We start from the raw sequence: 14,552 nt of genomic DNA on the forward strand, positions 1-14,552 counted from the left end.
CCCTTTTACTAGTCAGTTTATAAACTGATTCAGTAAAAGGGTCTTTCTCAATGATGTTATTCAGATATCAAGCCTTCTTCAACTAAGAATTCTCTAGCCACATCCTCAGCGACACGACCATCATAATCAACTTGATAGTTCATAGAACGCATTTGATCGTCAGTGATTTGACCACCTAATGTATTTAATATATCTTCTAGTTCCGGATATTCTTCTAGAAGTTCATTTTTCAGTAGTGGAGCACCTTGATACGGTGGGAATAATTCTTCATTGTCTTCTAGTACAACAAGATCATATTCTTCGATCTGGCTATCTGTACTATAAGCGTCAAGTAAATTAATATCGCCACGTTCAACAGCAGTATATCTAAGCTGTGGTTCCATCGTCTGGACGTTTCCAAAAGAGATACCATACATTTCTTGGATACCTGGATAACCATCTTCACGATCATTGAATTCTAGTGTGAATCCAGCATTGACTTGATCAGCAACGGAAGCAAGATCTGCAATCGTTTCTAGGTTGTTTTCTTCTGCGAATGCCCTAGGAACAGCTAATGTATAGGTGTTATTGTAGGCCATTGGTTCAAGAAAAGCCAAGTCATATTCTTGATTCAATTGTTCAGCAGCGTCCATATAAACCGATTCTGCGGAAGCACCTGGCTCAGGGACATCATCGAAGAAAGTAGCCATAACAGTCCCAGTAAATTCCGGATAGATATCGATATCATTTGATTGTAAAGCGCTGAATACGAAAGACGTTTCCCCAAAGTTTGGTTCAACCCTAGCAGTGAGATCTGACTGATCTTCAATCAGTAATTTATATAAGTTCATTAAAATTTCTGGTTCTGTATTTAGTTTACCGGCAATGATTAAATCATCTTCTTCGTTGATAAGGGTTGGCACAAAGATGATACCTATGATCAAGGCAAGACCAGACCCTAATATGATGGCTGTCTTTTTGACGGAAGTTTTTTGAAGGTAGCTCAGTAACCAGTCGAAAAAGATCGCTAATAAAGCAGCTGGTATAGCACCGAGTAAGATCAAAGCGTTGTTCCCTCGGTTGATTCCGAGAAGAATCAAACTACCAAGACCACCAGCACCAATTAAGGCAGCGACTGTGGCTGTCCCTATAATCAAGACCATACCTGTTCTGATTCCGGCCATGATAACCGGGAGAGCAATAGGGATTTGTACTTGAATGAGTTTTCTAAAACGACTCATCCCCATGGCGTCGGCTGCTTCATCTATTGCAGGATCGATTTCTGCTAGTCCAGTGTACGTGTTTCTAAGGATAGGGAGTAAAGCATAGACAACGAGTGCAATTACGGCTGGCAAAGTGCCAATTCCAATCAACGGAATCAATAGACCTAAAAGCGCCAAAGAAGGAACTGTCTGGAAAATCGCAGTAACTTGAATAATTGGTTCTGCGATCCGTTTATGTTCAGTTAGGATGATGCCTAAGGGAACCGCAATTAAAACAGCAATGAGTAAGGAGATGAAAGATAATTGCATATGTTCGAGTAGGGCTGTCCAAAAATCACCACTACGTTGCTGGAATGTTTCTATAAGATTCATTAACGGTTAGCCTCCTTTGATGCAGACGCTTCTCCTGCAAGAAAGCTGATCAGGTTCGATTTGGATATAGCGTAAACAGCTGTTTCATTTTCACGGTGAACAGAAACTGCCTCATGATTTGAAAGAAGTATGGTCAGTTCTTCAACTGTTGCTTGTGCAGAAACGGAATTTTCTGGCAAATCTTGAAGTTGACTACAAAAGCCTGCATCTATTAAGTCCTGTACATATTTTTCTTCTTTGTAATTTGGAAGACCGGTCTGAATAAACTGACGAACGAAATCATTAGCAGGGTGTTTCAAAATTTCATCAGGAGTTCCGACTTGTTCAATCTTACCTTTATTCATCAAACAAATACGGTCTCCTAATGTAATGGCTTCTTGCATATCATGCGTAACGAAGACGACGGTTTTCTTAAGTTGTTGCTGTAATTTCAGCACATCTTTTTGTAAATTATCTCTAGTGATGGGATCTAGTGCACTGAAAGGCTCATCCATTAAAATGATATCTGGATCAGCGGCTAACGCTCTGACGACACCTATCCGTTGCTGTTCACCACCGGATAATTCTGTTGTTTTACGATGTCTGTAGCTGTCCGGATCCATTTTAACGCTCTCTAGTAGCTCCGTTACGCGGTTCGTCATATCTTCTTTGGACCACTTTTTCATTTCCGGTACGACTAGGATATTTTCTTCGATTGTCATATTCGGAAATAACCCTACTTGTTGTAGAACATATCCAATATTCCATCTAAGTTCCTGTAAGTCATAGTCGCTTATAGGTCTTCCTTCAATTCGAATATAACCTTCTGAAAGGTCAATCAACTGATTAATCATTTTGAGGGTAGTTGTTTTACCACTCCCACTGGGACCAATCAGTACGAAAAACTCACCTTCTTTAATTTCTAAAGAAAAGTCTGATACAACTGCTTCTTCGTTATACCGTTTATACACTTTCTCGAAACGTATCATTTGTTTTCTCCTTTATTATTTCTCTTGTTATTATTCAGTATATCAAAAGCGATTCCTCAACCCTTACAAATATGTCTTGAGAACAAGATGACACTTCCCTATAATTTTTAGCAAAGGAGAGATGAAAAATGAATTTGACTATTAGAAAAATTGAGCCAAAAGATGACCAAAAAATGGGTGAAATTGTTCAGAGTAGTTTGGAAAACAGAGGGCTAGCAATTCCAGGAACAGCTTATTATGATCCTTATCTCTACAATTTATCTGAAGTATACAAAGCAAAAAGATCAGACTACTGGGTTTTAGAAAAAAATGGGAAAATCATTGGTGGCGGTGGTTTTGGTCCATTCGGCCAATATGAAAAAATCGGAGAACTACAGAAATTATATATTCTTGACGAAGAACAAGGGAGTGGTTACGCTCATATGCTGATGAAGCAAATTATTGAGAGAGCTAAACAGGACTACGAAGAATTATATATTGAGACATTCAAGTCACTAGATACTGCTAATCAACTTTATTTGAAATACGGATTTGTTTCGTTGAGTCAACCATTAGAAGGTTCTGAACACGGAGCATGTGATGCATGGTTATTAAAAAAACTGTCTAAATAATCTTACAATTCTAAGGTCCTTAGAAAATCTCTATGATCCATTAGTGAAATGAAAATAGATTAATTAAAAGAATTTATGCATATAACTGTTTATAAAAGGCGCTAACTTAAAATTTTATGCTAAATTGTTCCTTTTATTAGATCTAGGTTATGGTACACTTATCTAGTAAGTATTGGATAAGAAGAATATGATAATTCATTCATTTTTAGATTTTGGAGGAGCTTTTAAATGGTCAGAGAAGTTGTATTTGAAACAATTAAATATATGTGGCGTAGTAAAAAGAATCGACTTTTCATGATCTTAACTCTAGGAGTGATGCTAGCGTATTCAGTAGTCCTCTTACCAAATACAGCGGGGCTTGAAGAGGTGGATGTCCAGCAGCTTGAACGAGAAATGCTTGGAAATGAGCAAACTTATAAGGATGCTTTAGTAAAAGGGCAGACAGTTCCGACTGTTATGACAGGGACTTCGGCTTATGAAGCGGCTCGTACAGAATTTCTTAATCAACGACAACTGCTCACAGCGCTTAAGCAAGGAGATGCAAGGCGATATTTGGAAATCGGCTACAGACCAGATATTACGGAGCGTGTAATGGTTCAGGAATCACTTGATTTAAACGTTTCAGTAATGGGTAGAGAAGCTGAGAATGTTTTCCAGCCTTTAAAGAATCAGGCATACATATATGAAGTAGAAGCATTGAGTTTTCATATCGTACACGATCGAACGAGTCTTCAGCAAATTCATCTTTTTCTCATCGGTCTAGGTCCTGTTCTTTTATGTTTAGGGGCGATTTTTATGATCAGCGATATTACGGTAAAAGACCGTAAGTTAACGACTCAAAAAGCAGGCGTACCTATGAAGTGGGCTGATTACCTGTTTGTCCAGTCAATAACTGCAATGTCCTTTGTTTTGTTATTCTATCTATTTTCTGCAAGCATATTTTTTGTCATAAACGGACTTCTGTATGGTTTCGGAACCCTTTCTTTACCCGTAGGTCTATTCCAGTTTGATCAAACCAATCGAAGTATATATACTAGTCCGCTGGAGTTATTTTCTATCGGGCAGTTTCTGATTAGGACCGTTCCATTTTTTCTTTTGATTCTTTACTTGATCAGTAAGTTGAATACAATCTTTAGTCTCCTATTCAAGCAAGAAGTCGTTGTTTTGATCAGTGGTGCTTTCATGATTTTATTCCAGCAATTGTATTATGGAGTAGAAACAACTGAGCTGTTAGGGATCAACATTAGCTGGTTTCCTCAAACGTATTTAGATTTTGGGAAGATCGTCACGGGAAGAGTCAATGAAGCGATGATTGAAGGGGATTTTTACATGCGAGGTATACTCGTTTTAAGCGTAACCATCCTAATAGCGGAAGTTCTGGTTTATTTAACTGCCAAACACATCACAAGACAGAAATTTGTACGATAAGGAGAGAGTTGGATGAAAAAAATCGCTTATTTTGAGTGGTTAAAGATTGTAAGGGACTGGAAAACTAGAGTCATAGCGTTAGGGTTTTTACTATTTTTCGGAACTTTCTCCTTATTATATCGCCAGCAAGAAGTGGTGTTGCCAGTTATGCAGCTCAGAGGAGAATACGCAGATGCACAGCAAATCTTCAGACTCATACCCGATCAGCATTTTGAAGGAGAAACAGGCGAAGACGTTCAGCTGGCACTTGGCCGAAATGCTACTTTGATAGGATTGAATCAATACATATTAGCGCAACAAGAAGGGAATACAGTATCTGGTGTTGAAGAGGTTGTTTCTGATTATTTAAGTAACGGTCGTCAAATTGCTGAAAACAATCAATTTTTGTACAATGCGACAGAATTTGAATCACTCAATCTCTTAAAAGAAGTTTATCTACCAGCAGAAGAAGAGATAGAAAAAGACTTGAAATTTTATGAAGCGCTTGAAGCCGATGATTTAAATATCGAGTGGAATCCGCTAGCATCCTCACAAATTTTAAAACAGCAAGTTGAGTTAGTAACAGGAGTGATTTTATTTATCTTCATTGCACTTCTGGCAGGTGATCAGTTTACGAGAGACCAAGTCAAAAATTGGAGTGTGACTCAAGGCATTCCAATCTCTTGGAAGCGGCAATGGCGGTCACGGAGTTTGATGTTGTGGGGAATTATCTGGTCTGTGACACTTCTGGGAGTCGTTACAAGTTATTTAGGTAGTCTATTCTTTGAAACATCAGGAACATTAAACTATCCGGTCCCGATTTATTTAAATCAGACCACCGAATATCTTCCAATTTGGCAATATACCTTGATTTTGCTAGGTTCGGGTATGATTTTAAGTTTTATCGTATTATTGATTGCGAACGGTTTAAGCTGGATAATTCGAAATATCTATTTAACGATATTACTTGTAACAGGCTTATATTTTCTTCCAGCAATTGGGGGACAATTAACGTCCGTCTCTTCTTGGCAACCTTCTTTTTATTTTAATATTCAACAAGTCGTTCAAGGAACAAGCGCTAGAATATACGGATTAGAGGCAATAGAAATTTGGAAATTGCCGATCGTACTGTTTATACTCTGGGTGATTTTAGAGCTTGCTTTCAAATATATTTTTAATCTGATTCCGACACAGACACTCGGTTTGAAAAGGAGGAAATCATTATGACATTGACCGTGAAAAATTTAACGATTGCTTATGGAAAGAGAACCGTACTAGAAAATATCAGCTTTACAATAGATAAAGGAACCATCATTGGTTTAGTCGCACCAAATGGTACAGGAAAAACAACCTTATTTAATGCAGTGATGCGTTTTATTCCAGTTAAAGAAGGCGAAGTTTACCTGAACGAAAAACAATATACAGAGAAGGAAGCCGATGTATTAGCGCTTCACAAGCAAATCACTTTTTTTCCAAATCAAGATGATCTGTATGAAAATTTTACCGGTACAGAACATATTCAAATGTATGCAAAAGTCTGGTCAGGAAAAGAATTAGCTGTAGAGGACATTATTGATCAATTACAGATGAGAGATTATGTCGGGCGTCCCGTAAGAACCTATTCTCTTGGTATGCGACAAAGACTCTGTTTTGCCATGATGGTCGCTGCCAATACACCGGTCATGTTTATGGATGAAGTAATGAATGGTCTGGATCCAGAGAATGTTTCACTAGTATCAGATATTTTGATTGAATTAAGAAAATCCGGGAAAATTATCATCGTTGCTTCTCATTTATTGGACAACTTAGATGAGTATGCCGATAAAGTCTTTTTCTTAAAAGACAAGAAATTATTCAGGATCAATGATCATCATGAGCGGAAACCAGATTTTTACAAGGTCGTTTGTTCAAAGGAACAAGTGCGTATGCTGGAACAGACAATGTTATTACCTGAAGAAACCATTCATTTAGGTAATAGTGTGCTTTGTATTCCAGTTGACGCATTGACCGAAGAAGAACAGATAGTGTTGTTCAGACAAATTAGGTCGCTGAAAAATACAGAGTTAAAAGTTGGTCCTCTAGGCACATCTGAATACTACTCGCACATTTATGGACTAGAAATCCACTCGTTTGATAGGGGGAATCAGGCGGATGTTGAAACTACAGAATAAAATTACTCAAATATTTGGAACGATTATGCTGATAGGGTTTTTTGCTGGATGCTCGAGCTATGCGGGGATTAGAACACCAACTTATGACGGAGAACCTGTCCAAATAGACGAAGAAGCTGTCGCTGCTTACAGAGATCACCGAGAAATCATTGGAAAGAATAAAGAACTGTATTTAAAAGAATCCATTAGTCCTTCGTTAAACGATCCGGCTCTGGACTTTACGGGGGAAGATCCTGTTCTTTTAGAATCCGGTCACTATACAATTGGTGAAGATTTGCCGGCTGGTAGAGTTTATATGAGGGGGGCAGACAGTGATTTTGCTCCTGATAAGCGGATGATTCATGTAGGTACAGTGACGATAATGGATGAAGAAGATCATCTTTACTTTGAAACGCTTTTCAATGACGCGGCAGGAATTAAAGAAGCTTACGTAGATCTGCGTGAAGGACATACGATTAAAGTAGTCGGAGAAAATCCAGAAGTCATGGTTCATTATGAGGATCCGATGCAAGTAGATACGAGTACAATATTGATAACAGGTCAATATGAAGTAGGGAAACAAATTGATTCTGGTGTGTATGAAATTGCGAATGTCGTTGCTCCCGGAGTAGGTAGTATGTACTGGTATCAAGGGGATGAGATACCTAGAATCATTGAGCTGTCAATGCCTCAAGCTACTATGACCAAAGAAGAACTCGCAAATGAACGAAAAGATGGCTATATCAATGAAACAGAATATCAGCTTCAACTTGAAGCGATAGAACAAGCTGAAACACAAAGACCGACAGTGAGCCTAGAGGCAGGAGATCGTTTATCTATACCGATGGTTCATACACTAGAGTTAATCAAAGTAGAATGACGTAGAGGTAAGAAAATAAGAAGGTCATACGGGGGAGAAAAAGATGTACGAATTCTGGAAACAAGCAGAATTTTTTTACGGAACAGTGTTGCCGATCGTAGCTATTATTTTTTTCATGATGCTGATTGTTGGTCTCTTTATCTTTTACTATACGACTAAGGATAGCAAGAAGAGAAAGATTATGGGGGGCTTATTTTTAACCGTTTTTGTAGGCACCTTAGTCTTTTCTGTCTGGGAACACATAAAATACCGACATTGGATCGAGCAGTCAGCTTATGTTAACCCTGGTGTTCGAAACCAGAGAGAAATCATGGGAAGCGTTGTGCTAGAAGATCCCAAGATGGCTTTAGCTTATCAGAAGATCGATTTAAGAGAACAATACAGTCAGCTAGATATGTACCGTGTTCGTGAAGAGAGTAGGGAACTTTCAAATCGTTACTTAGGCTTAAGAGACAACCGTCATTACTTTACGCTTGGTAGCGACGAACGGTATGCCTTCTGGTATACAGGGGACGTCGAGTTTACGAATGAAACTACCCATATAACAGGAGTTTCTTTTGAGTTGAATGATGATCGATTTGAACAGCTTGGATTCACACCGAGTACGCCGAACTATCTAGAGACCATTTATATCAATCAAGAAGCGTTTGATCAAGCAGAACAAGATATTCCATCAGAAGTTTTTCCGTTTTCAGAGGCATTCACAGAATGGATTACATCGTAAAAAGTTTGTAGCGTCAAATTAAATAAAAAGAAGGTAAACGAATGTATGAGTTTTGGGTAAAAGGAGAAACACTTTACACGATGATTTTGCCAGTATTATTTGTTATCTTAATGGTTCTTTTAATTGTCATCTTATTTCTTTTTTACTATACAGATAAAAAAAGCAAGAATAGAAAAATAGGCGCAACGATTGTTTTGCTTTCTGCAGTAGGCGCTATTTTATATGGGTACTTTCAGCACACAAGTTATCGACATTGGCTGGAACAATCTAGCCTAGTCAATGCTGGGGTCAGAGACCGTTACGAAATAATGGGTTACGAAGTCTTGGAAAGTCCAGAACTCGTAAAGAGTTATCAGTCTATGAACTTGCTAGCTCGTTTTCAGGAGTTAGACATGTATGAAGAACAGCCAGTAGAAGAACAAATAGAGTATACCTACTTGGGAACAACTGGGCGGCAACATTATTTTTCTATGGGAGACGAAGAGAAATATGCTTGGCGTTATACAGGAGAGGTCGTTTATACAGACGAACCAACGCATCTTTCAGGTAGTCAGTTCCGACTATTGGATAACAGGTTCGAATCGTTGGGATTCATAGCTGAGTCGCCGATTTATTTGGGCACTTTTTATATCAATCAAATAGATGCAGAACAAGCAACAGGTGAGATTCCAATCACAATCATTCATCCTTCAGAAGTATTTAAGAACTGGAATTTAGGGCACCAGCCGACTAAAGGGACAAGTCTGGGATATTAGAGATTATATTGTAATCTATTCGGTATCAAACTGATATTGTGTTTGTTCTCAGTACGCTGTAGAATGAAATTTAGACTACTGAGAAAGGAGCTTGAATACAAATATGGAAGCTTTTACACTGTTTCGTCCTATCTTTTATATCTTACTAGGAGTTTTGGTGCTGACTTTGATCGTCTCTCTTATCCCCAAAGGAAGAGATTCCAAAATCAACATGGTCTCCATCTTGTCAATTTCAATAACGCATCTGGTTATCGCTAGCGCACTGCTTGTAATTGAAAACCAGGTACTAGATAGATTTTCCTTGGAAGGTGATTCTATCAGCTTTTACACTTACTTAGCTATACTTGTTCTGAGTATTTTAAATCCTTTAATGTACTACATCAGAAATAAGCAAAAACGTCGAGGGTCTTATCGGTTCAGTTAACTAAAAAAATAGGAGAATCGAGCATTCTATCGCTCGGTTCTCCTATTTTTGTTTAAACTATTTTATTTTTTGTTTACCACCAAAGAAATAGAATCCTCCGCCAAATGATGCGAGGGTCACCACACCAATGATAACGGCTGGCTTGGGGATATTTACAGAATCAGAAACGCCAGCTTGATTCGCTTCGGCATCTTCAGTCTCTGCAGTGTTTTGATCTTCGTCAGTCGGTGTTTCTTCAGACATTACGGCTTCTTCGTCTGTTTCTTCTTCATCGACTTCCGTTTCTTCTCCAATATCTTCTTGCTCTTCTTCAGTCTCTTCAAAAGCAACAGGAGAGAAGACGCCTAGAGTTCCAACTGCGTTTAAATCAGAAACGACAGCACCATTTTTATAAGTACTATCTAAAATGATCCATTCTTCTTGATCATTACTCCAAAGATATAAGTGATCTTGATTTTCTTCTGCAGCAGCTGAAAAGAAGCGATACGTCATATTGGATTCGAATTCTGTGATACTTGCGCCATTTACAATCATGTTCATTTGGTAAAGAGGGCTTTTAGCTTCTTCAATACTAGAAACTTCTTGTGAAAGGTCGTTACTGAACCTTAAAACCGTTTCCCCTTCTTGGAAATTGCTTGAAGGAATAAGCCATTCCATATCTAATTTAGCAATCAAGATACTGATGTTTCTTTCTCTTAACACAAGAACTTGTTCAGCTGTTAAGGAAAGTTGATCAACGGACTCCATTGTTGCGTCAAATGAAACAGCGATTACACCATTATCTGCGACAGATGCAAAGTCTTCTTTAGAAAGTAAGGCTGTTCCATCACTTTCTGACGGACGTATCCAAACAGCATTTTCAGAAACATCTACAGGCTGTTCTTCTTCTTCTGAAGCGGCCTCTTCATTATCTGGAGTTTCTTCGGGTATGGTTTCTTCAGGAACATCTGTAGATTCAGAAGGGCTTTCTGTTTCAGGTTCTGTACTAGGTTGCTCTGATTCTGTAGGTGTCTCTACTACTTCTTCTTGAGGTTGTTCTGTTTCAGGTTCCTCTTCAACTTCTTCAGAAGGTATTTCTTCAACCGGTTCCGTTTCTTCAGGGACGGTTTCCTCTGGAGTATCTTCAGTTGGTTCTTCTTCAATAGGTACTTCTTTTGAATAACGCACTAATCCAAACCCATAACGGTCATCTCTACCTTCAGGGCCGAGGTCGGTAGCATTCTTTTGAAGAAGTGAACGAACTTGTCTGGTGCCTTGTTTTTGCATCAATAAAGCAGCAATTCCCGCAACGTGTGGTGTTGCTTGAGAAGTACCAGAATTTTCGGCGTAACCACTTCCGGTATTACTTAAACTATTAATAGAACGGCCAGGTGCAGCCAACTCGTTTTCAAGTGAAACTTTAGAATCACTAGCAATTGTTCTGTTTCTATCCACGTTAGCAACAGCAACCGCCTCTGGATACGCAGCAGGATAGTCTATACCAGAAGATCCTGTTCCATTCCCACTTGCAGCAACAACAAGGATGCCTGCATTCGTGGCAGAAATAATCGCATCGTGAATGTCTTGATTCGGATCTTGAAATCCAGAGCTGATGTTAATAATGTCAACACCCATTTTCACTGCTTCTTGAATACCAAGTAATAAATTACTAGCAGAAGTCGAGTTTTTTTGGGTTTTATGATAAACCTTAATACCATATATAGACGCACCTGGAGCAATCCCACGAACGGGAGACTGAGTAGAAGCACCGATAATACCTGCGACGTGTGTTCCGTGCCCATCATGGTCATTACGCCAGTCATCAGCGCCAAGTTTGTGGTTTTCGTCGAAAATACTATATCCACCAGCGTAGGTGATATCAGGATGATTGTAAAAACCAGTATCGATAACCGCTACTTTTATGTCTGTTCCGGTAATATTTTCATCCCAAGCATCGAAAGCACCGACCATTTCATTATTCCAATCATTATCTGTTAAAGCTCTACTAGAAACTTCCGTGTCTTCAGAAGTTGTCATTTCCTGATCATAACTGACGCGTCTGACGCCTTTTTGTCGGCTGATTTCTTTCACTGCTGAAGCAGGAACGGTCATCGTTTGAATGGGCAAGAAGTCGAGCGTTCGCACATTTTTATAGCTTGGATCGAGCGTTTCAGTATCTGGAACGGTCTCTTCATAACGAACAATGATATCAACGAGTTCGTCACTGTCAGCCGTTTCTTCACTAGCAAACACAGAATAGGTTGGAGCGAGCAGTGTAAATATAAACATAAATGCTAAAAACAGTGAACCAAATTTAAGTATAAGCTTTTTCACTAAACAATCTCCTTTGAATCTTGTCATCTAAATCATCAATTTATCATGATAATCGTTTAAATCATTAAAAATATCTTATCATAGACGTGTTACAATATTAGAGAGAAATCACTCTGTTTTTTCAAATTGTAACGGGAACTGTCATATTTTGTTAAAAAATTACCTTGTTGTTCTATTATAATGGCTTTATCAGGAAAACAAAGTGTTTTGAGAAGAAAAGAATCAGCTTATTATAAAGAATATTCTATTAATTAAACTTATAAATTCAATAAAAAGGAAGTAATGACCCATGAATAGACCTGAATCCATAAAAAAAGCTTTAACTTATTTCAAATCAAATGAAATCTTTTTTCATTTATTTTTGTTGTTCAAAAATGAATATGACGCTGCAAAACATCCTTTAGGACCCGTAGATGTCTCAGAGTTTACAGAAGAAGAGCTTGAGCCTGTTAAAACATTTCTAAAAACAAACTTAGATTCAGAAAATGGAACGACAAAAATCGACACGAATCTGTTTGAAGCCAGAATGCAGGAACAGTTCGATTTGTCTTTATCACTGGATGCGTTTCTGACAGAATACTTCAAAGATATGCTGAGTATTAAAGAAACAGAAGGAAAGCAGCCGCATCAGGAAATGAAGAATTTCTTAGATTATCTTGAAAGAGAATATGCTCTACTGACAAGCTGGTTCAACTATCTTAAAAGAGGAACCTACGATAGCCAGTGGATTTATCAGCTGATTTCTGAATCACCAAAGGTATTTGAAGACCATGTCCTTCATCTTTCTGAAGCCATTCGACTATTACCGGAAAGACCCATTCGTTTAGCTTTATTTGGACAGATTGTTGCAGGAGAACCACACGCTTTTGAGCGTCATTCGACTCTTGGAAAGCTTTTACTTCATGTGCTTGCTGAAGATGCAAGATATCATGCGATAGAGCCGGTCACCATTCCAGGGAGCAGCGAAGAAGTGAACCAGCTTTTATTGAAGTTCAATATTTTGAGAGATGATGTTACCAACTACACAACACTAGTGAATCTTTATGCAGAAACCATAGAAGGATATCATCCTATGTGGGAATCTGCCGCACACTCGCATAGTGTGATGAACGCTCCGATACGAGAGTTGATCAATATTGTGGCTGCTTATCCAGCTCATGAAGCTCAAATTGTATGGGTGATCGAGAACCCGGTCGTATTTTCAAACATTTTGGATGAAGTTCCAAATGTCCCTATGATTTGTACGCAAGGTAAGCTAACACTGGCAACAATGGAACTGTTGGATCGTCTTGCTGAAGAAGAAACAGATATTAGATATTGTGGAGACATTACGCCAGAAGGTATCAAGCGAGCAGAGACCATACTGATGAGGTACCCGGAAAACTCGCAGCCTTGGAAAATGGATGTTCCATCCTATCTCGCATCAAGATCTAAAGACAAACACTTGACTGACAAAGACCTTGAGATATTGAATACCTATTCGTTGGATATTTTTTCTTGCTTAAAAGATGAAATGAAAGATAGAGGGAATCCAGCGTGTCAAGAAATGCTACTTGACGAGATAATCAGTGAGTTGAAGTACTATTACCAATAGACTATTAGGCGTCTTTTATAATATACTCTCATCACAAGTTATATAGTAAAAACAGATTGAGAAGGTGAAGGCATGAGTACGATAAAGAAAGTGGCTGAAGATGCTAAAGTATCTATAGCAACGGTGTCGAGAATATTGAACAACGATCCTAGCTTGAACGTTATGGAAGCTACTAGAAAAAGAGTGATTGAATCTGCAAAAAAATTAGGTTATCGAAAAAAAACCTTCGATTTTCCGCTACTAAATATTGCATTCCTTTATTGGTTGACTCAAGAATCAGAGCTTGAAGATGTCTATTTTGGAGAAATGAGACAAGAGATCGAAAGAGAAGCAAAAAAATATAACATTGAAATTACTTGTTATACGATTGAAGAAGGGATAGAGGTTGTGCCGTCATCGATACAAGGGTTTATAGCGGTAGGGAATTTTAAAAAAGAGGAATTAGACCGTTTGAAGTCAATCACTCAAAATGGTGTGTTCATCGATACTTCTCCAGAAACCACTAAGTACGATTCTGTTAGACCTGATCTATTTGAAATAACAGACCGAGCGATTGATCATTTCGTTCAGAGTGGTCACGAAAAGATTGGGTTTATCGGCGGGACTTATGTAGATAGAAATATAGACAAAGATTATCCTGATATTAGAGAAAAAGAGTTTGTAGCGAAAATGGAAGAAATTCAGTTATTGAACAGACAATATATTTTTACTAAACGTGGATTTACATTCAAAACGGGTGTTGAACTAATGGAACAGGCTATTTCCGAGCTAAATGATCAGATGCCCACGGCCTTTTTTGTTGCATCTGATGCTATAGCCCTAGGGTGTCTTCAAGTCTTGAACAAACGAGGATACTCTGTGCCTAAAAGGGTCAGCATCATTAGTATCAATAATATTAGCTTAGCTAAGTTCGTTACTCCTCCGCTGACAACCTTTAGTATAAATGTGAATGCCTTAGTGTCGAATGCAATGAAGCTTTTGTCTGAACAAATTCTTGAAGAAAGAACTTATAGGAAAAAATTATTCATAGAATCGGATTTGATTGTTCGGAAAACAACGATATAGTTGTTTTCCAGTAAAATGTTTTACTAAAAAAGTAAAATAAAACCGTTTACATATGGTAAACGGTTTTATATACTTTAGAAGTAAACT

Annotated in this window: 12 protein-coding genes; 9 read left to right on the top strand and 3 right to left on the bottom strand. The window is 38.2% G+C overall.

Annotated features, from left to right (window positions below):
* Positions 1–56: 56 nt before the first annotated feature.
* Positions 57–1,574, bottom strand: a complete 1,518-nt coding sequence (locus VXN63_RS06980; RefSeq protein ID WP_327757304.1) for an ABC transporter permease/substrate-binding protein — start codon at positions 1,572–1,574, stop codon at positions 57–59.
* Positions 1,574–2,542 (bottom strand): ABC transporter ATP-binding protein, encoded by a 969-nt coding sequence (locus tag VXN63_RS06985; protein ID WP_327757305.1) that lies wholly within the window; start codon positions 2,540–2,542, stop codon positions 1,574–1,576. Before VXN63_RS06985 ends, VXN63_RS06980 begins: the two co-directional genes overlap by 1 nt.
* Positions 2,543–2,670: 128 nt before the next feature.
* Between VXN63_RS06985 and VXN63_RS06990 the strand changes: the two genes are divergently transcribed.
* The 7 genes from VXN63_RS06990 to VXN63_RS07020 all read left to right on the top strand — a co-directional run bounded on the left by VXN63_RS06990 (position 2,671) and on the right by VXN63_RS07020 (position 9,069).
* Positions 2,671–3,153: a GNAT family N-acetyltransferase gene (locus tag VXN63_RS06990; RefSeq protein WP_327757306.1), complete on the top strand. Its 483-nt coding sequence runs from the start codon at positions 2,671–2,673 to the stop codon at positions 3,151–3,153.
* Between the two features lie 228 nt (positions 3,154–3,381).
* Positions 3,382–4,581 carry a hypothetical protein gene (locus VXN63_RS06995; RefSeq protein WP_327757307.1) on the top strand — a complete coding sequence of 400 codons (1,200 nt, stop codon included), beginning with the start codon at positions 3,382–3,384 and terminating at the stop codon, positions 4,579–4,581.
* A gap of 12 nt (positions 4,582–4,593) precedes the next feature.
* On the top strand, positions 4,594–5,787 hold the full coding sequence (locus VXN63_RS07000; RefSeq protein ID WP_327757308.1) for a hypothetical protein: 1,194 nt from the start codon (positions 4,594–4,596) through the stop codon (positions 5,785–5,787).
* Entirely contained in the window at positions 5,784–6,731 is a 948-nt protein-coding gene (locus tag VXN63_RS07005; protein WP_327757309.1) for an ATP-binding cassette domain-containing protein, read from the top strand. The genes VXN63_RS07000 and VXN63_RS07005 overlap by 4 nt, the downstream gene beginning before the upstream one ends.
* Positions 6,712–7,590 carry a hypothetical protein gene (locus tag VXN63_RS07010; RefSeq protein WP_327757310.1) on the top strand — a complete coding sequence of 293 codons (879 nt, stop codon included), beginning with the start codon at positions 6,712–6,714 and terminating at the stop codon, positions 7,588–7,590. The genes VXN63_RS07005 and VXN63_RS07010 overlap by 20 nt, the downstream gene beginning before the upstream one ends.
* Positions 7,591–7,633: 43 nt before the next feature.
* Positions 7,634–8,314 (top strand): hypothetical protein, encoded by a 681-nt coding sequence (locus VXN63_RS07015; RefSeq protein WP_327757311.1) that lies wholly within the window; start codon positions 7,634–7,636, stop codon positions 8,312–8,314.
* A 41-nt stretch (positions 8,315–8,355) separates the two neighbouring features.
* Entirely contained in the window at positions 8,356–9,069 is a 714-nt protein-coding gene (locus VXN63_RS07020) for a hypothetical protein (protein WP_327757312.1), read from the top strand.
* Between the two features lie 481 nt (positions 9,070–9,550).
* On the opposite strand, the gene VXN63_RS07025 is transcribed toward VXN63_RS07020, so the two are convergent.
* A complete protein-coding gene (locus VXN63_RS07025) occupies positions 9,551–11,806 on the bottom strand; it encodes a S8 family peptidase (protein ID WP_327757313.1) in 2,256 nt (751 codons plus the stop codon).
* 289 nt (positions 11,807–12,095) lie between these two features.
* Between VXN63_RS07025 and VXN63_RS07030 the strand changes: the two genes are divergently transcribed.
* Together VXN63_RS07030 and VXN63_RS07035 are read left to right on the top strand one after the other, a co-directional pair.
* Positions 12,096–13,400, top strand: coding sequence for a TIGR02679 domain-containing protein (locus VXN63_RS07030; protein WP_327757314.1), 1,305 nt, complete (start codon positions 12,096–12,098; stop codon positions 13,398–13,400).
* Positions 13,401–13,472: 72 nt separating this feature from the next.
* A complete protein-coding gene (locus VXN63_RS07035; protein WP_327757315.1) occupies positions 13,473–14,465 on the top strand; it encodes a LacI family DNA-binding transcriptional regulator in 993 nt (330 codons plus the stop codon).
* Positions 14,466–14,552: the final 87 nt, after the last annotated feature.

Origin of the sequence: Marinilactibacillus sp. XAAS-LB27 (assembly GCF_036039175.1) — a bacterium.
Taxonomy (GTDB): Bacteria; Bacillota; Bacilli; order Lactobacillales; family Carnobacteriaceae_A; genus Marinilactibacillus.